The organism is Parendozoicomonas haliclonae, from assembly GCF_900174585.1.
GTDB lineage: Bacteria > Pseudomonadota > Gammaproteobacteria > Pseudomonadales > Endozoicomonadaceae > Sansalvadorimonas > Sansalvadorimonas haliclonae.
Genome location: NZ_FWPT01000004.1, coordinates 486041 through 507806 on the forward strand (window position 1 = coordinate 486041; position 21766 = coordinate 507806).

Genomic DNA, 21766 nt, shown 5'->3' on the forward strand with positions numbered 1-21766 from the left:
TGCGGGATTAATGGAAAGCGATTTCTCCTTAAGTGATAAAGCTTACGAACAGCTGGAATATATGATTCTGCTTGAGGAGCTGAAGGGTGGGGCAATGTACTCGGAAAAGCAGTTATCCGAGCGCTTGAACATGGGGCGGACACCCATACGTGAAGCTTTGCAGCGGCTAGCCTGGGAGCAGATGGTGGTTATTCACCCGCGCAGAGGCATTCAGATCCCGGAAGTTTCGGTAGAGAGTCAGCTGAAACTGTTGGAGGTCCGTCGTCCAATTGAGGCAGAGTGCGTACGTCTGGCCGCTCAACGGGTAACAGAAGATCAGAAAGGCGAGATGAAGGTGCTGGCCGATGGGATCGTCTCATGTGCACGCAACCATGATGATCTGGCCTTTTTAAACTACCTGAGGGATATCCATGCGCTGTTGGTAAAGAGTGCCCGCAATGACTTTTTTATCAAGGCCATGAGACCTCTGCAGGGGCTGTCCCGTCGTTTCTGGTTCCTGAACAAAGAGCCTGATACGGATCATCCGGCTAACCTGCATGCAGAGATTATGAGGAAAATATCCGAAGGGAATGTGGATGGCGCGGTGCAGGCATCCAACAATCTTATTGATTATCTTGTGCAAAACGCCAAGGGTACATTGATCCACTAACACCATGTGCGCAGATATAAAAAAGCCCCGACTGCAGAACAGTCGGGGCTTTTTCTTGCCTTTTAGAAAGGCTTACTCGATGTACGTGTTGATGGTGGCCGCACCTTCTTCATGGGCTCGGTAGTACACGCGCAGTTCGTTCTGGTCGTCCAGTTCAAAGCGGGACTCTTCCAGCAGACCGTTGGCTGCAGCAGTCATGATCGCGGAGATCATGGAGTCTTTCTGGAACGCTTTGAAGTCACCGTACTGTGGCTTCAGAGCTTCCATCACGTCTTGAACGCAGGCTTCAGGTACAGTTGTGAAATGCTTGAGCATTGCGTAATTAAGCGGCTTCATACTGTACAGCTTCCTTTTTCTTGAACAGATCCAGTGGGTTCATTGCGATGGTTACGATACCGGCAACCATCAGGACTGCGGAGAACCAGGCGATTGGTTGCATTTCCCAGCCATCGATACCGAAGAATATGCCCAGGATTACCCAGCAGCACAGAGGGCCCCAGAAGGAGTAGGCACCGTTACAGGACATACCCAGAGCCGCGCCGCACATACCGTTGCCTTTGTACCACAGCATAAAGTTCAGGTAGGCGAAGAAGCCAGCCACTGCGAACCACAGCATGGAAGAATCAGTGAAGGCCTGGGTAACCAGAGACAGGGTCATACCGTCGCCGGACATCATGCCGAAGATTGGAACCAGAATAATCAGGTTGGACAGACCGGAAGTCACCTGACGGATAGTGATAGCCACTTCAGAGTCGATCATTGAAGTGCCGTAACCACATACGCAGCCTTCAAAGCCCCAACCGATGGCAGCGATAAAGCCGAATACCAGACCCAGAGCCATACCTTCAGGAGCATCTCCGCCGAGGCTGGTGCTGGCAATCAGAAGACTGGCCAGGAAGCAGATAGCGATACCAGCCAGGATACGCATGGTCAGCGGCTGCTTGAACAGGAAGCGGGCAATGATCGCACCGATGGCAGGGCAGAGAGCACTGATTGGAACGATGATGGAACCAGCCATTTGCAGACCGATAACATAAGCGGTACTGGCGATAGGGCCACCAAACAAAGCACCCACAACCATCACCTTACCAGGCTTGGTCTTAATGGTGCGGAAGAAGTCACCAATACGGCCACGGGCGGCTGTAATGCTGAAAGCCCAGACGGCACTGGAAGTATCGGTTACTGCTGCACCTAAGGCACCCAGCAGGTAAATCACCGCAAAAGCGGAAAGACCGGTTGTGTTGGCACCGTACCAGTCAGACCAGATACCCTGAGACATGGCGTAGGTCATGAATGCGGTATAAAGACCGTAGGTGATACCGGAGGTCAGGGCGATCGAAACCCCTCTTTTGCGAAAGCTGGAATCAAGCTTTGCTTTCGCGGCAAAGGCTGCTGCAGATGATCCACTCATAGGTGGTACTTCCTGTGCAAGTTATAAAGAAACTGGTTTGAGATGCCCTTAACGAATTAAAACCAGACACGCATGGTTTTAACCTGTTTCTAACAACAGATTGTGACGACGGCACATGATGTTAAAAGCGTCTTTGAATTTAATATTTTTGATATACGTCAATTAAATGAGAGGGACTCATATCAAAAATTAAGGATTCGGGTGTGATAACTGCATTGATTTATTGAGCAGAATCATAAAAATATTTACAGAATTTACTTTTTGAAAAACTGATTTAAATCAGGTCTTGTTGTTTATTGTTTGATGTTTTTTGAACCACTAACAAAAATTGTACATTTTTTAATCTCTACCTGCGTCTTTATCAAATATATGTAAAAAACTGTTCAAAAATTTGCAGTTAACATGTTTATGCTCAGTATTTGTGGTCAATACTTACAGCTCGGAAGCCAATTCAAAACGGTTTCTTGACCTTTCTCAAAAGACCTCGGCAGTGAATCGGTATGATTCCACGCTATCTCAAAAGGCATTTCTACTGGCGATCTAATCAAGTAGGTCATCCTGCTTTTCTAATCGTTTGGCTTAAATTCTTGAAATGCCATATCTCAATTTAGATTTCGGAGAACCGGATGGGCGATGCATTAGGGATGATTGAAACATGGGGGGTTGTTGCCAATCTGGAAGCAACAGATGCCATGAGTAAATCATCTGATGTTGAGTTGATCGGTTACGAGAATATTGGCTCGGGTTATGTAACCACCATGGTTCAGGGAGATGTTGGCGCGGTTAAAGCAGCAGTTGATGCTGGCATCGCAGCGGCCAAAAGAGTGGATGGTTATGTAACCTCCGCAGTGATTCCCCGCCCGCACGACTATGTCAAAAAGATCATGGTCCAGCACAAGCCAGTCTGATCCCCGATTAAAAATAATTTTTGTATTTACGGTTTTGTCAGGAGCGGGAAATGAGTAATGCACTGGGGTTAATTGAAACCAAGGGATTGGTGACCTGTGTATACGCGACAGATGCCATGTGCAAAGCGGCAGATGTGGAACTGATTGGTTACGAGAACGTAGGTTCCGGTCTGGTTTCCGCCATGGTGAAAGGTGATGTGGGTGCAGTTCAGGCAGCGGTGGATGCTGCAAAGGCTGCAGCTAAGGAAGTGGGTGAGATGCAGACCGCACTGGTTATTCCTCGCCCACACAACGATGTAGAGACCATCGTCGCCCAATACCTTCTGGGCGAATAATCCAGCTAGTTGGTTGCGGCCTGGAGCTGAGCAAAGCTCTGGCGCTGTCTTTTAAGGATTTTCTTCGTAGTAATCAGCATGACGCAAAACAGTATTTTCAACGACCCGCGCTTCCAGGGTTGCACCCAGAACACCTCCAGCGATATTAACGAAGAGATGATCCGCAAGATCATCGAAGGTGTTCTGCAGAACATGCCTGCCGGCGGTTCCCAGACCCTGACTCAGACCAACAATGTCCAGCCGACTGCCGGCACTGTGATGGAAGGTCTGACCCCACGTATGCAGCGTCTGCGTGATAACTACCTGACCGCTCGTCCACGTGTTTCCATCTACCGTGCTCTGGCGTTCACCGAAGTTGCCAAAAACAACCCGGGCCTGCCGCCAATCATGCTGCGTGCCAAGTGTTTCCGCCATGCGTGTGAAACCGGCCCTCTGCTGATTCAGGACGATGAACTGATTGTTGGTCATCCTTGCGGCGCACCACGTGCCGGTGCTTTCGCCCCGGATATCGCATGGCGCTGGGTTGAAGAAGAACTGGATACCATGAGCACCCGTCCACAGGATCCTTTCGAGATCTCTGAGGCTGATAAGAAGACCATCCGCGAAGAGATCGTGCCGTTCTGGAAAGGCAAGTCTGTGGATGAGGCTTGTGAAGCTCTGTACCGAGAAGCCGGCATCTGGTCTTTCAGTGGCGAGACTTACGTCAGTGACCTGTCTTACCACCAGATCAACGGTGGTGGTGATACCTGCCCGGGCTTCGACGTAATCCTGGTCAAGAAGGGGATGAACGGCATCAAGGCTGAGGCGGAAGCCAACCTTGCCAAGCTGACCATGGAAAACCCGGAAGATATCGACAAGATCTACTTCTACAAAGCCGCTATCGATACCTGTGAAGGTGTAATGGCCTACGCCCGTCGTCTGGCTCAGCATGCCCGTGATCTGGCGGCCCGCGAGATGAACCCTGCCCGTCGTGCAGAACTGCTGACCATCGCGGAAGTGAACGAAAACGTTCCTGCCAACCCGCCGAAGACTTTCCAGGAAGCGCTGCAGACTGTCTGGACTGTAGAATCCCTGTTTGAAGTTGAAGAGAATCAGACTGGTCTGTCTCTGGGCCGTATGGACCAGTACTGCCTGCCAATGTACGAAGCTGACATCGCTTCCGGCCGCATCACACGTGATCAGGCTCTGGAACTGATGCAGGCGTTCATCATCAAGTGTTCCGAGATGATGTGGATGTCCAGCGAAATGGGCGCAAAGTACTTCGCCGGTTACCAGCCATTCGTTAACCTGACCGTTGGTGGTGTGAAGCGCACCGGTGGCGATGCAACTAACGATCTGACCTACCTGATGATGGACGCTGTGCGCTTCATCAAGGTTTACCAGCCATCCCTGGCCTGTCGTATCCACAACCAGTCTCCACAGGAGTACATGGAAAAGATTGTGGATGTGGTTAAAGCCGGTATGGGCTTCCCGGCCTGTCACTTTGATGATTCCCACATCAAGATGATGCTGCGCAAGGGCTTCGATTTTGAAGACGCCCGCGACTACTGCATGATGGGTTGTGTTGAGCCTCAGAAGTCCGGTCGTATCTACCAGTGGACGTCTACCGGTTACACCCAGTGGCCAATCGCTTTTGAATTTGTACTGAACCGTGGTCGTATGTCACTGTTTGACAGCTATCAGGGCGTAGATACTGGCAGCCTGGATAACTTCAAGACCTTTGAAGACTTCGAGAAAGCCATCAAGGTTCAGGTTGAGAAAATTGTTCGTCTGTCCGCAATCGGTACCGTTATCAGCCAGCGCGTACACCGGGATATCGCTCCAAAGCCGCTGATGTCTCTGATGGTGGAAGGCTGTATGGAACAGGGTAAAGATCTGGCTGCTGGCGGCGCTATGGTTAACTATGGCCCGGGTCTGATCTTCTCCGGTCTGGCGACTTACGCTGACTCCATGGCTGCGATCAAGAAGCTGGTTTACATCGATCGCAAGTACACCCTGGAACAGATTCGCGATGCGGTAAACGCCAATTTTGAAGGTTACGAAGAAATTCAGCGCGACTGTATCAACGCGCCGAAGTACGGCAACGACGATATCTTCGCTGATGAGTTTGCCCGCGACATTACCGAGTGGACCGAGAAGGAATGTCAGAAGTACAAGATGCTCTACTCCAATATGAGCCACGGTACTCTGTCCATCTCTAACAACACCCCAATCGGTGAACTGACTCAGGCGACTCCTAACGGTCGTAAGGCGTGGATGCCTCTGTCTGACGGTATCAGTCCATCCCAGGGCGCTGATAAGTGTGGCCCTACCGCGGTTATCAAGTCCGTAAGCCAGATGAACGTGGAATCCATGAACATTGGCATGGTACACAACTTCAAGTTCCTGAAGGGCCTGCTGGATACTCCGGAAGGCCGCAGTGGTCTGATCACTCTGCTGCGTACCGCCTCCATTCTGGGTAACGGTCAGATGCAGTTCAGCTATGTGGACAACGAAGTGCTGCTCAAGGCTCAGAAAGAGCCAGAGAAGTACCGTGACCTGATCGTTCGTGTTGCGGGCTACAGCGCCTACTTCGTAGAACTGTGTAAGGAAGTTCAGGACGAAATCATCAGCCGTACCGTTATCGACGGCTTCTGATCGAGTGGCCGGTGAGGTGTCTGGCTTTGAACGCCGACACCTCACTGGTGTTTACCACAGTTTGAGTTGAGTAAATTGATGCAAGGCCACTCTATTATTGCCTCCACCGGCTCTGACCAAGAGCTGCGAGGCCGGATTTTTAATATCCAGAAGTACTCCATCTATGATGGCGATGGCATCCGTACTCTGGTGTTCTTCAAGGGCTGTAACATTCGCTGCCCATGGTGTGCGAACCCTGAGAGCATCAGCTACGGCTACCAGGTCATGTTCAACGAAGACAACTGCGTGAAGTGTGGCCGCTGCGTGGAAGTCTGCCCTGTTGGTGTACACACACCAAACGGCATTGATCGTACAGTCAGCTGTATTGGTTGCCGCAAGTGTGAAGAGGTCTGCATTGGCGGAGCCCTGAAGATCATGGGTCAGGATATGACTGTCCAGGAACTGATGGATGTCATCATGCAGGACTACAACTTCTACCTGGCCTCCAATGGTGGTGTGACCCTGAGTGGTGGTGAATGTACTCTGCAGGCGGACTTTGCTGCCAAGCTGCTGGCTGAGTGCAAGCGGATGCAGATCAACACGGCCATCGAAACCAATGGTTCAACCGCGCTGGAGAACTACGAAAAGCTGGCACCGTTTGTTGATCTGTTCCTGTTTGATATCAAGCATATCAACTCCATCAACCACAACATGATTCTGGGAATGGGTAACGAGCCGGTTCGCCGCAATCTGGAGCGCCTGGTTGAGTTGAATGCCAATATCGTTATTCGTATGCCTTTGATTCCAGGCTACAACGACTCTTACGATGCCATCACAGGTGCCTTTGAGTATGTGATGGACCTGGCCAAGCGTAACGACAGCATCAAGCGTATCGATGTTCTGCCTTATCACCAGATGGGTAAGACCAAGTACGACATGCTGGGCATTGATTATCCTGCAGAGCATGTGAAGGCTTACAGCGGTGAGCAGCTAGCTCAGCTGGAGATGTTCTTCAAGACTTTCGATTTTGATATTCGCTTAGTTCGTCACTAACCAGTATCAGGTCTCTAAAACCACAAAACCCCAAAAGTAAGGATGCTTTTGGGGTTTTGTTTTAGGGAGAGGTTCGGTTAGTGAGCCACTGATTTAGAGAAGGCCTGAGTGATAATCGTGCCTCCCATAATCATCCCCATTCCAATAATGGCCGGCAGGTCCAACTGCTGACCATGCCAAAGCCAGCTGATCATTGAGACAAGGATGATGCCTGCACCGCACCAGATGGCATAGGCGACACCAACCGGCATACTTTTTACTGTGATTGAAAGCAGGAAGAATGCCAGTGCATAACTGGCCAGAGTAATCAGCGTGGGAACTGGCTTGGTAAATTGCTCTGTTTTCGGCAATGACGAGGTGGCAATGACTTCACAGGTAATAGCTATACCCAGAGCCGCCGCAGGGGGCAGGGCTGAGAGAAACTGCAGCATAGGAACCTCTGACAAGGGGAAATTATTGTCGTTTGCTAAGTGTCAGTATTATCTCGATTTTCTGCCAACGTTGGTTGACGCAAGTCGGGTTTGGATAACCGAGCAGTTGTTTATCATCGTTGTTGGTAACCAATCCATAGCCTATATAGACCGCCATTAACCGATCTGAATTCATACCTGTCCATGTCATCATCTTTTCTTTGTCCGGATTGTGACTTGCTGCTGTCGCGTATGACTTATGCGCGAGGTATTCGTGTGCGCTGCCCCCGGTGTGCACATGTGATTTATCCCTGTCGTAACACGTTAAACAGGTGTCGTGCAGCTCTGCTGGCAGCACTTATTCTGTTTTTTCCGGCCAACATTATTCCTGTGCTAACGGTTGAGGTTGGCTTCAGCAGCCAGACCAGCACTATTTCTACTGGTGTTTTCACGTTGTGGCGTGAAGGCATGCCAGTTGTTGCTTTTATGGTGCTGTTGTTTGCCATCATTGTGCCGTTCCTACGGCTGGTTATCGCAGGGCTGGCATTACTGCCTCCACAGGTTCTTAAACGGCGTGGTTTGCTGGTGATGCGCTGGCACCACATACTGGAAGACTGGGGCATGGTGGATATTTTTATGCTGGGTGTTCTGGTGGCTATCGTGAAGCTGAATGATTTTGCCACCATTACTGTGGAACGCGGCTTCTGGTTTTTGGCCGCCATGATGGTTATGGAGTTACGGGTGGTTCAACTCATGCCCGTTGAACAGCTCTGGCAGCGCTATCATAAGTTTCAGGTGCAGTCTCAATGATCCGTTGTCGTGTTTGTGGCATCAATAATGAGGCCGAGGCTTCCCGTTGTCAGAGATGTTTTAGCAAGGTTTCCTGGCGCATAGATAACAGTGTCTCGAAAACCTGGGCTCTGCTGATCACTGCTTTGCTGCTTTATATTCCGGCTAATCTTCTGCCGATCATGTCTATCTCGAAACTGGAGATGGTACAGCTGGATACCATTTTTTCCGGAGTTATCAGTCTGGCCAGCAGTGGAATGGTACCTATAGCCATTCTGGTTTTTGTTGCCAGTATTCTGGTTCCGCTTATCAAGATTCTTGGCCTGGCCACATTACTGCTCAATGTGCAGGGCGTTCTGCACGGCAATATTATGCATCTCAGTCGTTTATATCGGTTTATTGAGTGGGTTGGCCGCTGGTCGATGCTGGATATTTTTATGATCGCTATTCTTGTCTCTGTTGTTCAGGGGCGGTTGCTGACCATCCATGCCGGACCGGCAGCCACAGCTTTTGTCAGTGTGGTTATTCTGACCATGCTGGCGAGTCGCTCTTTTGATCTCAGGTTGTTGTGGGACCGACACCTTGAAGAGGTACGGTTCAGCGAGGAAAAACAATGAAAGATTCCGGTGGTATCAGGGACCCTCATCAGCCTTTGATCGAGAAAAAACACCAATGGTTTATCTGGCTGATCCCCTTGATTGCCTTGTCTATCACCGCCTGGATGGGCTGGGAAGCCTGGGAGAACAGGGGCATTAATATCACGGTCTACTTTTCTGATGGTGATGGCATTGTGGCTGGTAAAACACTGGTGCGTTATAACGGCCTGCAGGTCGGAACGGTTGAGAGTGTCCATCTGACCAGTAACCTGAAAAGCGTAGTAACCGAGGTTAATGTACGACGGGAGCTTGAGGACTGGCTGACGGATAAAACCAGCTTCTGGCTGGTTAAGCCTGAGATTTCGATGGCGGGAGTGACAGGCATTGAAGCCTTGATGTCCGGTAACTACATCACCTTCAACCCGGAGCGTGGTAATCGAACGTTGAGTTTTGAAGCACTCAATGAAGCTCCGCCATTGGCAACCAGCAAGCCGGGATTGCATCTGACTTTAAAGGCCAGTGATGCTGGTTCTCTGATGGCTGGCAGTCCGGTTTATTCCCGTGAAATCAAAGTGGGTGAAATTGAGCAGGTGCATCTGGCAAAGGATGGGCAGTCAGTGGCTGTCCATGTCTATATCGAGCCGGAATACACCCAACTGGTGAAAACCAATACCCGCTTCTGGAATGTGAGTGGCCTGGATATTTCTGGTCCGCTGTCACAGCTGAAAGTGCATATGGCTTCTGTTGTCTCACTGGTCAAAGGTGGTATTGCATTCTCGACGCCTGATTGGGAGTCTTCTACTCAGTCCGCGATAAACAGCACATCCTATACACTGTACAAGGACTATGCGGCAGCGAAGACCGGAATCCCGATCGATATTGAGTTCCCTCTTGGTACTGAGATTGTGCCTGTTGGAGGGCGGGTTCTGTTTTATGGTGTCGAGGTGGGCGTAGTTCGTGATTACAAGATCAGTAAAGACATGCAGTCGTTTGTTGTGACTGCTGCCATTAACCCTATGGCGGATAAAGTTCTCGTCGATGGTGCACGCTTCTGGCTGGTAGAAACCAAGGTCACCCCAAAAGGTATTCAGGGATTGAATGCATTGTTTGAGGGGCCTTATATCGCCATGGATATCAGTGAAACGGCAATCAATGCCGCCAAAAAGAAGAGCCGTTTTCAAGGGTATCTCAGCAAGCCGCCAGCCAGTCCGAATGCGCCGGGTCTGCACATGAAACTCATCACGGATGATGCCAGTGGTATCAGTGCCGGCAGTGGTGTCTGGATGCACGGTGTACAGATTGGCTCGATTGAAAGTGTACGGCTGAAGCCCGGGCATGTTGAGATTGCGGTGCTGATCCAGCGTCGCTATCAGTCACTGATACGCAAAGGTTCAAAATGCTGGAACACATCCGGGGTGAAAGTGTCGGCGGGTTTGAATGGCATAGAGCTTCGCACTCGCCCGTTTGAATCCATGCTGGCCGGTGGAATTACCTGTGAAACCGGCAATGAAAACCTTCCGGCGGCTGAGAATGGGCAACGCGTAAAGCTCTATGCCAGCAGGGATGAAGCCTTTGTTTCCGGAAAGGTCTTTTTCCTGACTGCGCAGAATGCACCCTCTTTAGTCACTGGTGCTCCTGTTTATTACCATGGTGTTGAGGTTGGGGTTATTGAAAAGATGGGGCTGGATGATCCGGCCAGTCAGGTGTTGATACAGCTAAGAATCAAGCCGTCTTATGAGTCTCTGGTCACCAGTGCCAGCCAGTTCTGGAATGTCAGCGGCTTTGATGCCCGGTTCAGTCTGTGGGATGGGGTGAAGATCAAAAGTGAGTCGTTGGAGTCTCTGGCTTTTGGAGGGGTGGCTTTCGCGACACCTGCTCAGGCTCTGGCTGCTCCTGCAGATATGCGCTTCCCGCTTCATAACGGGCCCAAGGCTGAGTGGCTGGGCTGGAACCCTGATATCTACCTGACTGAATAAAAACGATACGCCGCCTGCCCTGCGGGCGGCTCAAGAAGGCTTATCCATCGCCGATAACTGACATTCCCTTGGAAAAAGGCCGGGTCTGGGAACCAACACTCAGCTTCGTAGTCCAAGCCTTTCCCTCTGGGATTGAATGCAATAAGAAAAGAATGGATACAGCTATGAACAACAATAAGGGCTATAAGCCAACAACAGAGAACCATACAGCTCAGCGGAAACCTGGCTCTTTCTTAAGGTTTAGCAGCCTTAAGCGCCGTTCTATTCCGCAGCAAGCGAAAGAGCGAGCTTTAGAAACAGGTAAAGCCTCCTGACAGGAGCCGGTATCCACCGACTCCATCACTTATCTGCACTGATAGCCATTGCTAGCTAAAAGTTTGCAAACCAAGTCTGCAACAATAGTGTGTCCGTGGCTGGTGAGATTGAAATCATCGTAGAACAGGTGCTGCTCGGGGTTATTGCAGCGGGAAACCCTGTGACCAAAGAAGCGATAGGTCGCCTGCAGTGAAGAACCGTTCCGAACAATGTCATCGGTGAACAGAGTACGGTTGGTCATACTGGGAACATGAACCACCGAAGCGTTGGCGGGTTCTTCCTCGTTCTCATCAATAACATTCAGGCAGGGCTTCAAACTGAGTTGTTGCGCTTTGGCCTCTTTGAGCAACTCTTCACCACCTGACAGTGTGGTGATCCGGACACCTTCGTTCTCGGTGGTGAGATCTCTGATCATGTCATTCAACAGGATGTTGTGCTCACTGACTTTGGAAAGCATGGTGTCGGCTTTTGCCTTGTTCATGGCTTTAACGGCCGGTAGTTGACTCAGGTGGGAGAGATGAGTCACCACAATGTGCCTGGCCTGATCTTTGTTGATCAGTGCGCTCAAACCTTTGCGTAGAGTGGATATCACATCGGACGGCAAGGCATCATCAATAATGTAATCGTCCGGTCCGTAAATAATCAGATAGAGAGTTGAGTCGGGAGGGTTGGTCTCCTTCAATGTCTGGTTGTTACTGTAGCCATGGACCAGATATTCAAAGCTGGGAGGAATATCGTTTTTCAACAGGTTCTGGAATTTATCCAGCCCGTCTTTACTCATGTTTTTGGCAGCAATATTCCAGAAAGAATCTTTCTCGGTCGGCATCTTATGCAAAAGGGTGTCGAGAAAGTTTGAACCAAGCGCCAGATAGTTCAGCCACTCACTGAATGAAAGAAAGTCATCGCCAGAAAGCTCATCTCGGACATGACTACCGGCATAGGCCAGACTGATAAAGTCTTTGCGGTTGTCCGGGTTCAGCCCCATCCGTGTTGCCAGCATCTCCGCCCAAACCCGAGGGCCGTTAGTGAATCGTCCACCGGCATCATAAAGCTGGCCGGGAGGCAGAACAGGAAGACCAATGCTCGGATACAGCCACAGCATGGATTGCAGCAACAGTTCACTTCTGTCGATCACAAGATCGAGCGGCTTGGCCAGCAGGTGGGCAAGGCCACTGTGATAAAGCAGAGTTGCGACCAAAGATATGCCGGCCGCGCGGGAGAGCAGGAAGTAATCTTCAGCGTAGGGAATCTTGTCGATCAGCTTGTCCCAGTGCATATAGCTGAAGCCAAACCAGAGCCCACTGGAAAACAGCATGGAAGACGCTGCATCAATAATGTCGGGCCCGTGATGGCGCATATCATCCCGTAAACGAGAAGGTCGTTTACGCCCGGCCAGTTCATCAAACAACTCACAGGTGTTGCCGTTATCGCTGAGGGCATTGCCGAAAACAACAATATGTTTGATTTTTACCGGCTGATCTTCGGGGTTATCTTCTGAAGCGGGTGAGCCGGGACTAAAGGCCAGAGCAAGTATTAGGGTAAGGCTGGATAAGGTTAGACAGTGAGAGACCCTAAGCATCTGGCAAAACCTCTGAGACAAAATCCCGGGTGATTGAGATTAGTTGCAGAATGCTCGCTATGCTGAAATAACAGGGTTCAGTGACGAAAAAATATGGACAGTCTAAAACCATGCCCGTCGTGTAATGGCGATGCTGAAGTGATTCAGTTTCCGGTGGCTGATGACATGCTCTGGCAAGTGAACTGCCAGGATTGCGGAATGGCAACGGAGATGGATGATGAGCGGATCATCTGCATTCAGCACTGGAATCGGCGAGTTAAAGAAGAACGGCTTCGCTATCTGGTTACCTTGCTGGGAGTGTTATTGCCCGCCGGGATGTTGCTGATGTTTTTTTTAGGGGCCCTGCTGGGTGTCTCTATGATCAGTGGGAATGCATTGGGCTGAGGTGATGTATTCATCACCTCATACATGTGCCACACGTCTTATAAACAACGCTCAAGAACCTGAATCAGTCTCTCAGTCTGTTCCTGGGTTCCCAAAGTAATCCTTAGACCTTTGTTTCCGTCACTATCATCTTTGGGGCGCACAAGAATATGTGCAGCCATCAGTTCATTGAACATAAGCTCCGGATTTTGCGGGAACAGCCAAAGGTAGTTGGCTGCGCTGGGCCAGTAAGTGATCTGATGCTTATCCAGCCATTGTTCCATTATCGGTTTGGAAACCGACATTACCTCTTTCACATACTCGTGGGTATATTCCGGATGTGAAAGTGCGGCTCTGGCAGCCACCAGGGCAAGCTGGTTTACATCATACGGGCCACGAATATTCAGCAGAGCCTGGATGTTTTCAGCAGCAGAAAGCACGTAGCCAAAACGTATAGAAGGCAGCCCCCAGGTTTTGGAGAAAGTCCGGGTGATCGTCAGGTTGGGGTACTGATCCAGAGCGTCACAGACGGTTGCCTTGGTGTACTCGAAATAACATTCATCCACCAGAATTGTGCAATCCGGTGCAGCAGCGGCAATTTTCAGAATATCTTCCCGGGGAACTTCTGTGCCACTGGGGTTGTTAGGGTTGGCGATAACAATCAGACGGGTTTTGTCGTTGATTGCCGCAAGAACATCCTCAGTGGGGAAACCATTTTCACGGGTATAGGCAGGCTCAATAATCGAGAGATTTTCGATCATGGCGCATTGGTTATACATAGGAAAACATGGGCCGGGAATAATCACTTCATCGCCTTCACGGCATGAAGCGCGAATGATCAGATCAATGCCTTGATCAGACCCGTTAGTGATCATCACCTGTTCGTCTTTAGCGCCGCAGTAGTCAGCCAGCTGCGCAGTGATATCACCATAAAACGGATAGGTTTGCAGGGAGCCATCGCGGATATAGTCCACCAGAGCATCTTCAATAACCTTGCTGACTGGCAAGGTGCGCTCGTTAAAATCCAGAAGAAGATGGTGATGAGGATTACGCCCTTCAAGTGGTGGCTTATAGGCGCCCATCTGGCGGATATGTGATTTAAAAATACTCATATCGCTTCCCATCTCTGGTGAGAAAATTATTGGATGTATTTATTGTTGTCTGGCGGAGGGTAAAGCCCGCACAGGGATAGTATGCAGGGTAAGGACGCTTTACCAGCGCCCGGAACAAATTACTGCTTCTTCCGGGCGTGGCTCTCCATCTGTTGCAGTTTCTGCTGATGTTTTTTGAACTCTTCCGGCGTGGTACGCATGCGGAATTCGATTTGCGGATCATTCAGATCGGACTCATGACCAGCCGGTTGTTGCTTGCTCTGTTTACCGGCTTTAGCTTCCATTTTGCGGTTGAGCTCGGCAATGGCTTCCGGAGACAGCTTTTGGGAAGGGTCGAAAGGACCACGGTGGAAAAGCATCGTGGACTTGTCGCTTTGCAATTGCTGTTCAATGGCACTGGTAAGCAATTTTGAATAGAAGCTGGGCCACTGGAAATTGGTATCGCCGAGCATCTCGGACGCTTCAATCATCTGTTGCCGATAACTGGCGTAGTCTTGAAGCATCTGTGTTTCCGGACGTTTGCTGTGCAATTCTTTTTGCAGATGGGCTGTTTCCGTCGATAGAAAATCCACGTATGAGCTGCGCACATCTTGGGGGAGAGCATCTTTACCTTCCAAAGGTGGAAATAGTTGAACAGGCTCTTTGGCCCCCGGAGGCTGAACCTTGATTACAGCACCCATCAGCTTTGCCATTTCCGGGTCTTTGATAATGTCCTGAATATTGGCCAGCTGGTCTCTGACCCACATATCAGATACCAGCTGATACAGACTTTTTTGTAATACCACCCTCTGCGCTTTGAGCTGTTCTATGGCCGCTGCCTGTTGAGGATTAACCGCAGGCGAGGCATTTGTAGGGCTGGCTGATCTGGGAGCCCCCGCGGGCATCTGACCCTGAGATTGCTGGCCTTGTTGCACAGAGTGTTGAGCATTGGGTTGCGTTGTTCCAACCCTGCGCTGATTACTTTGACCAGAGTTGTTATCCCCGGAGGGGCTCGGTGGTTGCTCGGTGGTGACAGGCGCGGTCTGGCCGCCTCGGCCTATTGGTCCTGGAGAACTCATGGCGTTAGCTCCCGAAAGGAGAAGTCGCTGATAACGTAATTATCAATATCCGCTGCCAGCGGGATTACGGTGCCTTCCTGCGCCACCGAACCTTTAAAGATGGTTCTGATCTTCAGGACTGGCTTTCGACCCTGCAGGGCGATGTAGCTGAGAACTGTGAGATCGGGATCCGGGGTTGGCGTGATCATCGGATCAGTCAGATTGCGGCCGTAGACCAATCTCACACTCTCTTTGTTCGCCTGCTCGGCATAGATTCCGTCTGCTCTGTAGCTCAGAGGAATCTCAACCGTGTTGGAGCGTGGGATATCAATCTGGAAATCCGTGCTGATCTGCTGATCGCTGGTGACGCTGTCGAGGGTGATAACCGCCAGCCGGCGTTCTCCCTTCATGGTGCGGTAAATCAGCGTAGCCTGCATCTCCTCATCGGAAGCTGGCGGCCAGCTGGGAAGGTGCAGGCATCCACTGGTGAGAATGACGATAAGCGAAAGAATAATCGTTCGGGAGTAATGCCACATAAGCAAAGCCTGAGCCGGGTCTGTTAACAGATCATCGGCTACAAGGCTTTGGAAATAAGGGCTTTGGGGACAGGAGGCTTATTTGGCCGGCTTTTGCCCTGCATCTGCCAGGCAGTCACGGATAGTCACTGCCAGTTCGCTCATAAACTGTGGATAAGCATCCGGACCGGGTTTGATATCCGAAGCCAATGGATCCAGAACGTCGACAGAGGCATCGGTCTTATCGGTCATGGTCTTCAGATAGGATGGCTTGAACTGAGGCTCACGGAAGATACAGGTGTTGCCTGCCTCAAGCAGCTGATTGCGCAGCTGGACCATATGCCGTGCGCCGGGGGCCTGTTCAGGGCTAACGGTAAAGGTATCCAGCACAGTCAGGCCATAGTGGCGGGTGAAGTAGCCCCAGGCATCGTGAAATACAAAGAAGCCCTGCTTTTTGGCATCTTTCAGTACGCTCTGGTTCAGCTGGTCAGTTGCCTGCACCTTATCGGCAAAGGCCAGATAGTTATGCTGATACTTCTCGGCATTGGCTTTATCCGCTTCGGAAAGCGCCTGCGTCATGGTACGAGCCATGGCGATGGCATTCTCCGGGCTTAACCAGATATGAGGGTCATGGGATCCATGATTGTGGCCGTGATGATCGTGTTCATGGCCGTGTTCATTAGCATGATTATGTCCGGCGTGTTCATCTTCGTCCTGCTCAGCTGTAAGCAGGTTTTTCACTTCCACACCTGGCACATCCATTAAAGGAATGGAGCGGTTCTTATCAACATGGCGATCCAGCAGATCGGTCATAAAGCTCTCGAGATCTTCTCCCACCCAGAAAACCAGATCCGCATTGGTCAGCTTGCGGACGTCAGACGGGCGCAGGCTGTAATCGTGGGGTGATGTGCCGGGAGGCAATAACAACTCCGGCTGGGAGACACCGTCAGTGATGGCAGAGGCTATCAGCTCCAAAGGCTTGATGCTGACCAGAACCTTGGCAGGGGAGCTGCTGGCTGATGCCCACGCTGGCAGGAGAATAAGAGAGAGAGCAGCAGCTTTGGTAATTTGACCAGTCAAAGCTCGGAGGCTGGAGAAAAGCATCTTTGTACGTCGTCTTGGTAAAGTGAGTGTTATGTTATTACATTTCTATTTGTTGGCAAGTCTACAGGGGATTTTTTAGGCAGGCTATCCCGCAGAGGGGATCTTTTCTCTTTTTCTTATAAGTAAAACCAATCAACCGACATAAAGCTCATGGACTTAACTTCTATACAGCTTTTCCTGCTGGTTGCCCCCGTTCTGGCTGCGATGTGGCTGGTCGCCATAAGTATTCGCAATGGTATCGGCCCAATGCCCAGCTCACGTCCGGTTACAAAAGCTCTGAAGCTTCTGCTGCCTGAGAAGGTGAATGGAAGCATTATAGAGCTCGGCTGCGGGTGGGGGCGTGTGGCCATGCAGCTGGCCAGACATTATCCGGGCAATCAGGTTCTGGCGGTGGAGAATAATTTCCCGGTCTGGCTGGTGTGCTGGCTCAGAGTCAGATTCTCAGGGCTGAGAAATATTCGGGTGGTGTATGGAGATATATACCAGTTTGATCTTACCAATGCCGGATTGGTGTATTGCTATCTATTCACTGGGGCTATGCAGAGGTTGGGGGATCTGTTTCAGGAGGGGCGGAACGAACTGACACTGATATCAAGCACATTTGCACTCCCTGACCGGGAGGCCAGTAACATCGTTGAAGCGCAGGATTTATGGCGCAGCCGGCTTTATTGCTATGAATTACCGGCTGCGCAATCTCTCAATTAGTTAAGATTTACAAATTATCCCAGTAGCTGTCCTCGGACATCTCCTCCAGCCGTTTTTGTTCCATACGATCTTCAATCGCCCGCCGGATATAGAGCTGCTTCTGGGAAGTCTTCTCCGGCATTTCTGTATTATCCTGCCCAGGGGTCAGGTCATAGAGGTCGGAGGCTTTTTCTTCAACGACTGTAGTCGCCATAGGTGATCCCCTTTCTTCTTTTTGTTGTTGGGTCAGTACTACTCGGGTCTTAACTCAAGACCACAATCTGACTTTACTCAGGCAATCCTGCCTGTTCCTGTCGGCTAAAAAGCCATCCCAAGCATCACTGCTGGGTAATACGCAGAGTACGCAAGTTTTGTTTCACTTTCTCAAGTTGCTCTGCAAGCTCCGGGCCACGGGTGCGTGCAACACCCATCGCCAGAATATCAATCACCGTTAAGTGCACAATGCGTGAAGTCAGCGGCGTATAAATGTCGGTATCTTCAGGTACATCCACAGCAATAGTCATTTCAGTATGCTTGGCCAGTGGTGAATCACCCGGGCAAAGAGCGATCACATGGGCGCCCTGTTTGCGGGCAAGAGTCACCATATGAAGCAGCTCACGGGTTCGGCCGGTTTGTGAAATAGCGACAACAGCGTCGTCTTTTCCAAGAGTGGCTGCCGAAATAGACTGCATGTGAGGATCCGAATAGGCCGATGCACTGACCTGAAGCCGGAAAAATTTATGCTGGGCATCGTGAGCTACGTTGCCTGAGGCGCCGAAGCCATAGAACTCGATTCTCCGTGCGCCACTTAATAGCTTGATGGCTTTATCCAGCACGGATGAAGAGATGGAGTTGCGTACTTCCAACAGACTGTGGATGGTGGCATCAAAGACTTTGCGGGTAATTGAGCTGGTATCGTCATTATCGGCAATGACAAAACGGGAGAAGTCATTTCCTGAGGCGAGCGTCTGAGCCAGCTTCAGTTTGAAGTCCTGAAAGCCTGTGCACTTGAGGGCTTTGCAGAAACGAACCACTGTTGGTTCACTGACTCTGCATTGGGCTGCAAGTTCTGCAATGCTGGTACGAACAACGCCAGCCGGATCTTTTTCTATAAAGTCCGCAACCTTGAGTTCCGAAGGTCTCAGCTGATCTCGTTTTTCTTCTATCTGCCTGAGCAGGTTGATGCTGGCCATGCTCTGGAGCAACGCTCTTTAACCGGATATTAATTATTGTTGAACGTTATACATTAAATTTCGGTATACCACTATCTCTCATTTCGGCAAAACAGTTATCTAATAGCCTGTTTTTGCGCCGGTTTACGCAAAATTTCACCACTAATGCGTTTCATATTTATAAATAAGACTTGGGTTTAATAATGTCTCCGTTCGCTCGTGTTTTGCATCCGGATAGTAAGGATTTCCTGCGGAGGCTCTGGCATCTGGCGGTGCCTGTATCCATTCAGGCCATGATGTTTTCCATTCTTGGCCTTATCGATATTGTGATGGTTGGTCATCTGGGTGAGTCCGCAGTCGCGGCTGTTGGCCTGGGTAACCGTATATTTTTCTTTAACCTGATTCTGACGGCTGCACTGGGTGGCGGCATGAGTGTGCTCGCCTCTCAATTTATCGGGGCGGGAGATGAAGGTGGTTTGCGGCGAACGCTTTGTCAGGCTCTGGTATCAGCTGTGTTGATGAATCTGCCGTTTATTCTCGCGTACCTGTTTGTACCGGAATGGCTGTTGGGGCTCGCGAGTAGTGATGCCACTTTGCTGGATCAGGCTGTGACCTACATGATGATCACCGGCCCATCGATTTTCTGTACGGCTGTGGTCGTACCAATTGAGGCAGCTCTCCGTGCATCCGGTGATACCAAAACACCAACCTGGGTTGGTTTCTACGCCATCGTAGTAAACGTCATTCTTAACTATGTGCTGATTTTCGGGGAGTTTGGTTTTCCGGAGATGGGCGTAGCCGGTTCGGCTTGGGGCACAACGCTTTCGCGGCTGTTCCAGACCTTGGTTTTGGCAGTGTTTATTTACCGCCAGAAGAGACACCTGATTCCATCAGCTGAAGATATCGCCAAGGCCAGCCAGAAAAAGGAGATCCAGCGCTACTTGGGTGTTGCTCTTCCCGTGCTGCTGCAGGATGGCCTTTGGGCATTCGGTGTCGTGCTGTACAACGTGATTTATGCCCGTATCGGTGTGGATGAACTGGCAGTTATGAGTGCGGTGTCTTCCATAGAAGGCATTCTGATGTCTCTATTCATTGGCTTCGGAATCGGCTGCTCGATCATGCTGGGCCAGGAGTTGGGAGCCAAACGCTTTGATCGCGCCTGGGTTCAGGGTGTTACGGTGATGGGCATCGCGCCTCTAGTGGCATTGTTAATTGGAGCGCTGTTGATTGTGTTCCGTACCAGCATTGTCTCACTGTTCGGTCAGTTTGATGCGGAAACCCAGAGCCTTGCAGATACCGTTATGGTGATCTCCGGCTTGGCGCTGTTTATTCGGGTGATTAACTTTACCGGGATTATTGGTCTGCTGCGCAGTGGTGGTGATGTTCGCTACAGCGCGGTGCTCAATATTATCGGGATGTGGGGCTTTGGTGTACCAATGGCTTTGTGTGGTGCATTTATCTTCAAGTTGCCGCTTTACTGGGTTTTCGTCTGTGCCCTGAGCGAAGAAATCGTGAAGATGTTTATGGTGGTTTGGCGGATTCACTCCAAGCGCTGGTTAAAGAACCTGGTGGCCGATCCTGTTGATGAGTTGATGGAAGTTCATAAAGCCGCTTAAGCGCAAAAGCCGCCCGACAGGCAAAGAACCTTGTCGGGCGGTTTTATTGGTTGTCCCGATAAGTATCGGAATAATCCAGTGAGACATCTCCACACACGTCATTCAGGCTTACTCCTCTGTAAAGGGATGAGTAAAACGCCTCAACCGTCTGCCACTCGCATAAACCATCAGCACGGTCACAACCCGCGACAGGAAATGGCATAACTCTCTCGTTCATCAGCATGCGGGTTTTGTAAACATCCGCACTATCACCCTCACAGCGATAGGTCTGCCAGACAAGATTGGAAGACATGGGACAAAGACTTGAGACATTCCAGGTTATCTCACCCTGCTTGTTTGTAGAGTTCTCATAATTCACCAAGTTGAGTGCCTGCATCAGGCGCAGCAACGTTGACTCATGGGCAAAGCGCAGCTCAACGAAAGGTGTTGAATCTGGGTTTTCGATAGCTGCTGATGTTGTGGACAGAAAACTGTCTAAAAGCACAACGGCGGATGTGGCATTTAATCTGTCGTGTTCTTTCGCTGGGCCTCGACCATAGAACTGCCTTCGGTTGGATATCTGACCATAAGCCTCAAACAGGGTTTTGAACTCAGGTGCCTGTGACAGCAAATGGCAAATACCCAATTCGTAATTCTGGTTGGCATCCAATGCGCAGAGCTTGTGAGCCAGCTTGTTGAAGTTCAGCGACTGTTTTGCATTCAGGTCCGAAATAAAAGAGCTCGAAAAGCTCGACATTTTCTCCCTTACCTCAGGGGTATTCCGTGGCTGATAGATAGTCTCGAGATTGTTATCAACAACCTCTTTCCAGCCCGTCACCATCTTTTTGCAAACCTGATAGAACTGCAGCTCCGTATCAAGCTCATCTTTTGTGGGAGTTTGAAACGCAACATTTAAAGCCTTTTGATTCTCAACCCCGAGTGTGCGCTCCCAGCCCTGAAGGAATGCGATGCGACTGGTGTGTGTTCGGTGAACAACCGTGCTTTTGGCAATGGCTGAGCGTCGCTTTAGATTATCAAGAAACGCCTCTGCGCTCAGGCCGCTGCTGGCGATCAAGCGTTCTGCGATCGCAGCCTGCTCCTGTTCCCCCTGTTTGGTTATCTCTCCGGCTGGATTCAGGGGGCCGTTATAGAGCGCGATTTGCTGTTGGATAATTGTGGCAAGAGCCTGACCTGCGGGTGTTAGTGATGAGCTCGATGGATCTGCAAGCCCCAAAGCCTCGGCGGGCTTTTGGAACTCCTTTTTCCAGACAGCGTCGCCACCAGGGTAGCGTGAACCATGACGCCCCAGATGGTTGATATGCACCAGAGAACAGTTGGGCGGTGGGGCGGCAATAATATCCGGATGTGTATAAGGACGTTTGGTCCCGAGATGGGGCTCTATTGAATTACGGACTTGTTCACGAAAAGTATCACCCGGCGCAGAAAAGCCAAAGGGTGTGATCAGACTGCCAAGCAGGAAAACAATCCCTGTTTTCTTCATGGTGTATGGGTTCTGCCAAGGTTTTTCCTTAGGTTAGCCCATAGGC

Annotated in this window: 22 protein-coding genes; 11 read left to right on the forward strand and 11 right to left on the reverse strand. The window is 50.5% G+C overall.

From position 1 onward, the window contains the following. Positions 1 to 10 precede the first annotated feature (10 nt). Positions 11 to 649 (forward strand): GntR family transcriptional regulator, encoded by a 639-nt coding sequence (locus tag EHSB41UT_RS11255; protein ID WP_087109780.1) that lies wholly within the window; start codon positions 11 to 13, stop codon positions 647 to 649. Positions 650 to 721: 72 nt separating this feature from the next. On the opposite strand, the gene EHSB41UT_RS11260 is transcribed toward EHSB41UT_RS11255, so the two are convergent. Together EHSB41UT_RS11260 and EHSB41UT_RS11265 are read right to left on the reverse strand one after the other, a co-directional pair. Beyond that, a complete protein-coding gene (locus EHSB41UT_RS11260; RefSeq protein ID WP_087109782.1) occupies positions 722 to 985 on the reverse strand; it encodes a hypothetical protein in 264 nt (87 codons plus the stop codon). Further along, positions 972 to 2060, reverse strand: a complete 1089-nt coding sequence (locus EHSB41UT_RS11265) for a hypothetical protein (protein WP_087109784.1) — start codon at positions 2058 to 2060, stop codon at positions 972 to 974. The genes EHSB41UT_RS11260 and EHSB41UT_RS11265 overlap by 14 nt, the downstream gene beginning before the upstream one ends. A 626-nt stretch (positions 2061 to 2686) precedes the next feature. Here EHSB41UT_RS11265 and EHSB41UT_RS11270 point away from each other — a divergent pair. From EHSB41UT_RS11270 to cutD, 4 genes are all read left to right on the forward strand, one after another. Beyond that, positions 2687 to 2968 (forward strand): BMC domain-containing protein, encoded by a 282-nt coding sequence (locus tag EHSB41UT_RS11270; protein WP_087109786.1) that lies wholly within the window; start codon positions 2687 to 2689, stop codon positions 2966 to 2968. A 50-nt stretch (positions 2969 to 3018) separates the two neighbouring features. Further along, positions 3019 to 3303, forward strand: a complete 285-nt coding sequence (locus EHSB41UT_RS11275; protein ID WP_087109788.1) for a BMC domain-containing protein — start codon at positions 3019 to 3021, stop codon at positions 3301 to 3303. Positions 3304 to 3381: 78 nt separating this feature from the next. Next, entirely contained in the window at positions 3382 to 5940 is a 2559-nt protein-coding gene (cutC, locus tag EHSB41UT_RS11280; RefSeq protein WP_207626619.1) for a choline trimethylamine-lyase, read from the forward strand. Positions 5941 to 6018: 78 nt separating this feature from the next. Further along, entirely contained in the window at positions 6019 to 6972 is a 954-nt protein-coding gene (cutD, locus tag EHSB41UT_RS11285; protein ID WP_087109790.1) for a choline TMA-lyase-activating enzyme, read from the forward strand. A 77-nt stretch (positions 6973 to 7049) separates the two neighbouring features. Here cutD and EHSB41UT_RS11290 read toward each other — a convergent pair whose 3' ends face one another. Continuing rightward, entirely contained in the window at positions 7050 to 7403 is a 354-nt protein-coding gene (locus tag EHSB41UT_RS11290) for a DMT family transporter (RefSeq protein ID WP_087109794.1), read from the reverse strand. 231 nt (positions 7404 to 7634) lie between these two features. Between EHSB41UT_RS11290 and EHSB41UT_RS11295 the strand changes: the two genes are divergently transcribed. The 3 genes from EHSB41UT_RS11295 to EHSB41UT_RS11305 are packed head-to-tail and all read left to right on the forward strand — an operon-like array spanning position 7635 to position 10743. Further along, positions 7635 to 8192 carry a paraquat-inducible protein A gene (locus EHSB41UT_RS11295; RefSeq protein ID WP_165767227.1) on the forward strand — a complete coding sequence of 186 codons (558 nt, stop codon included), beginning with the start codon at positions 7635 to 7637 and terminating at the stop codon, positions 8190 to 8192. Beyond that, the gene (locus tag EHSB41UT_RS11300; protein ID WP_087109798.1) at positions 8189 to 8788 is read left to right on the forward strand and encodes a paraquat-inducible protein A; all 600 of its coding nucleotides are present in this window, start codon (positions 8189 to 8191) and stop codon (positions 8786 to 8788) included. Before EHSB41UT_RS11295 ends, EHSB41UT_RS11300 begins: the two co-directional genes overlap by 4 nt. Further along, the gene (locus EHSB41UT_RS11305; RefSeq protein ID WP_087109800.1) at positions 8785 to 10743 is read left to right on the forward strand and encodes a PqiB family protein; all 1959 of its coding nucleotides are present in this window, start codon (positions 8785 to 8787) and stop codon (positions 10741 to 10743) included. The genes EHSB41UT_RS11300 and EHSB41UT_RS11305 overlap by 4 nt, the downstream gene beginning before the upstream one ends. Before the next feature lie 343 nt (positions 10744 to 11086). On the opposite strand, the gene EHSB41UT_RS11310 is transcribed toward EHSB41UT_RS11305, so the two are convergent. Beyond that, positions 11087 to 12637: an SGNH/GDSL hydrolase family protein gene (locus EHSB41UT_RS11310; RefSeq protein ID WP_087109802.1), complete on the reverse strand. Its 1551-nt coding sequence runs from the start codon at positions 12635 to 12637 to the stop codon at positions 11087 to 11089. A gap of 93 nt (positions 12638 to 12730) precedes the next feature. Between EHSB41UT_RS11310 and EHSB41UT_RS11315 the strand changes: the two genes are divergently transcribed. Continuing rightward, on the forward strand, positions 12731 to 13021 hold the full coding sequence (locus EHSB41UT_RS11315; RefSeq protein WP_087109804.1) for a Lar family restriction alleviation protein: 291 nt from the start codon (positions 12731 to 12733) through the stop codon (positions 13019 to 13021). 38 nt (positions 13022 to 13059) lie between these two features. Here EHSB41UT_RS11315 and EHSB41UT_RS11320 read toward each other — a convergent pair whose 3' ends face one another. The 4 genes from EHSB41UT_RS11320 to znuA all read right to left on the reverse strand — a co-directional run bounded on the left by EHSB41UT_RS11320 (position 13060) and on the right by znuA (position 16744). Continuing rightward, the gene (locus EHSB41UT_RS11320) at positions 13060 to 14112 is read right to left on the reverse strand and encodes a pyridoxal phosphate-dependent aminotransferase (protein ID WP_087109806.1); all 1053 of its coding nucleotides are present in this window, start codon (positions 14110 to 14112) and stop codon (positions 13060 to 13062) included. A gap of 119 nt (positions 14113 to 14231) precedes the next feature. Continuing rightward, complete coding sequence (locus EHSB41UT_RS11325; protein WP_133060479.1) at positions 14232 to 15170, reverse strand: hypothetical protein; 939 nt, start codon at positions 15168 to 15170, stop codon at positions 14232 to 14234. Further along, a complete protein-coding gene (locus tag EHSB41UT_RS11330) occupies positions 15167 to 15685 on the reverse strand; it encodes a hypothetical protein (RefSeq protein ID WP_087109810.1) in 519 nt (172 codons plus the stop codon). The genes EHSB41UT_RS11325 and EHSB41UT_RS11330 overlap by 4 nt, the downstream gene beginning before the upstream one ends. A gap of 78 nt (positions 15686 to 15763) precedes the next feature. Further along, positions 15764 to 16744, reverse strand: a complete 981-nt coding sequence (gene znuA / locus EHSB41UT_RS11335; protein WP_165767228.1) for a zinc ABC transporter substrate-binding protein ZnuA — start codon at positions 16742 to 16744, stop codon at positions 15764 to 15766. A gap of 174 nt (positions 16745 to 16918) precedes the next feature. Between znuA and EHSB41UT_RS11340 the strand changes: the two genes are divergently transcribed. Then, a complete protein-coding gene (locus tag EHSB41UT_RS11340) occupies positions 16919 to 17473 on the forward strand; it encodes a methyltransferase domain-containing protein (RefSeq protein WP_087109814.1) in 555 nt (184 codons plus the stop codon). Positions 17474 to 17480: 7 nt separating this feature from the next. On the opposite strand, the gene EHSB41UT_RS11345 is transcribed toward EHSB41UT_RS11340, so the two are convergent. Both EHSB41UT_RS11345 and hexR read right to left on the reverse strand, forming a co-directional pair. Further along, on the reverse strand, positions 17481 to 17666 hold the full coding sequence (locus EHSB41UT_RS11345; RefSeq protein ID WP_087109816.1) for a PA3496 family putative envelope integrity protein: 186 nt from the start codon (positions 17664 to 17666) through the stop codon (positions 17481 to 17483). Between the two features lie 124 nt (positions 17667 to 17790). Further along, positions 17791 to 18645, reverse strand: a complete 855-nt coding sequence (gene hexR / locus EHSB41UT_RS11350) for a transcriptional regulator HexR (protein WP_242667285.1) — start codon at positions 18643 to 18645, stop codon at positions 17791 to 17793. Positions 18646 to 18827: 182 nt separating this feature from the next. On the opposite strand from hexR, the gene EHSB41UT_RS11355 reads away from it, so the two are divergent. Beyond that, entirely contained in the window at positions 18828 to 20240 is a 1413-nt protein-coding gene (locus EHSB41UT_RS11355; protein ID WP_087109818.1) for an MATE family efflux transporter, read from the forward strand. Positions 20241 to 20283: 43 nt separating this feature from the next. Here EHSB41UT_RS11355 and EHSB41UT_RS11360 read toward each other — a convergent pair whose 3' ends face one another. Further along, entirely contained in the window at positions 20284 to 21720 is a 1437-nt protein-coding gene (locus EHSB41UT_RS11360; protein WP_087109820.1) for a histidine-type phosphatase, read from the reverse strand. Positions 21721 to 21766 lie beyond the last annotated feature (46 nt).

Coding starts and splice junctions, on each gene's coding strand:
- EHSB41UT_RS11315 (WP_087109804.1), top strand. CDS start 12,731: ATGGACAGTCTAAAACCATGCCCGTCGTGTAATGGCGATGCTGAAGTG.
- EHSB41UT_RS11290 (WP_087109794.1), bottom strand. CDS start 7,403: ATGCTGCAGTTTCTCTCAGCCCTGCCCCCTGCGGCGGCTCTGGGTATA.
- EHSB41UT_RS11305 (WP_087109800.1), top strand. CDS start 8,785: ATGAAAGATTCCGGTGGTATCAGGGACCCTCATCAGCCTTTGATCGAG.
- EHSB41UT_RS11330 (WP_087109810.1), bottom strand. CDS start 15,685: ATGTGGCATTACTCCCGAACGATTATTCTTTCGCTTATCGTCATTCTC.
- cutD (WP_087109790.1), top strand. CDS start 6,019: ATGCAAGGCCACTCTATTATTGCCTCCACCGGCTCTGACCAAGAGCTG.
- hexR (WP_242667285.1), bottom strand. CDS start 18,645: ATGGCCAGCATCAACCTGCTCAGGCAGATAGAAGAAAAACGAGATCAG.
- EHSB41UT_RS11300 (WP_087109798.1), top strand. CDS start 8,189: ATGATCCGTTGTCGTGTTTGTGGCATCAATAATGAGGCCGAGGCTTCC.
- EHSB41UT_RS11295 (WP_165767227.1), top strand. CDS start 7,635: ATGACTTATGCGCGAGGTATTCGTGTGCGCTGCCCCCGGTGTGCACAT.
- EHSB41UT_RS11260 (WP_087109782.1), bottom strand. CDS start 985: ATGAAGCCGCTTAATTACGCAATGCTCAAGCATTTCACAACTGTACCT.
- EHSB41UT_RS11345 (WP_087109816.1), bottom strand. CDS start 17,666: ATGGCGACTACAGTCGTTGAAGAAAAAGCCTCCGACCTCTATGACCTG.
- EHSB41UT_RS11360 (WP_087109820.1), bottom strand. CDS start 21,720: ATGAAGAAAACAGGGATTGTTTTCCTGCTTGGCAGTCTGATCACACCC.
- EHSB41UT_RS11340 (WP_087109814.1), top strand. CDS start 16,919: ATGGACTTAACTTCTATACAGCTTTTCCTGCTGGTTGCCCCCGTTCTG.
- EHSB41UT_RS11265 (WP_087109784.1), bottom strand. CDS start 2,060: ATGAGTGGATCATCTGCAGCAGCCTTTGCCGCGAAAGCAAAGCTTGAT.
- EHSB41UT_RS11275 (WP_087109788.1), top strand. CDS start 3,019: ATGAGTAATGCACTGGGGTTAATTGAAACCAAGGGATTGGTGACCTGT.
- EHSB41UT_RS11355 (WP_087109818.1), top strand. CDS start 18,828: ATGTCTCCGTTCGCTCGTGTTTTGCATCCGGATAGTAAGGATTTCCTG.
- cutC (WP_207626619.1), top strand. CDS start 3,382: ATGACGCAAAACAGTATTTTCAACGACCCGCGCTTCCAGGGTTGCACC.
- EHSB41UT_RS11325 (WP_133060479.1), bottom strand. CDS start 15,170: ATGAGTTCTCCAGGACCAATAGGCCGAGGCGGCCAGACCGCGCCTGTC.
- EHSB41UT_RS11320 (WP_087109806.1), bottom strand. CDS start 14,112: ATGAGTATTTTTAAATCACATATCCGCCAGATGGGCGCCTATAAGCCA.
- EHSB41UT_RS11270 (WP_087109786.1), top strand. CDS start 2,687: ATGGGCGATGCATTAGGGATGATTGAAACATGGGGGGTTGTTGCCAAT.
- EHSB41UT_RS11255 (WP_087109780.1), top strand. CDS start 11: ATGGAAAGCGATTTCTCCTTAAGTGATAAAGCTTACGAACAGCTGGAA.
- EHSB41UT_RS11310 (WP_087109802.1), bottom strand. CDS start 12,637: ATGCTTAGGGTCTCTCACTGTCTAACCTTATCCAGCCTTACCCTAATA.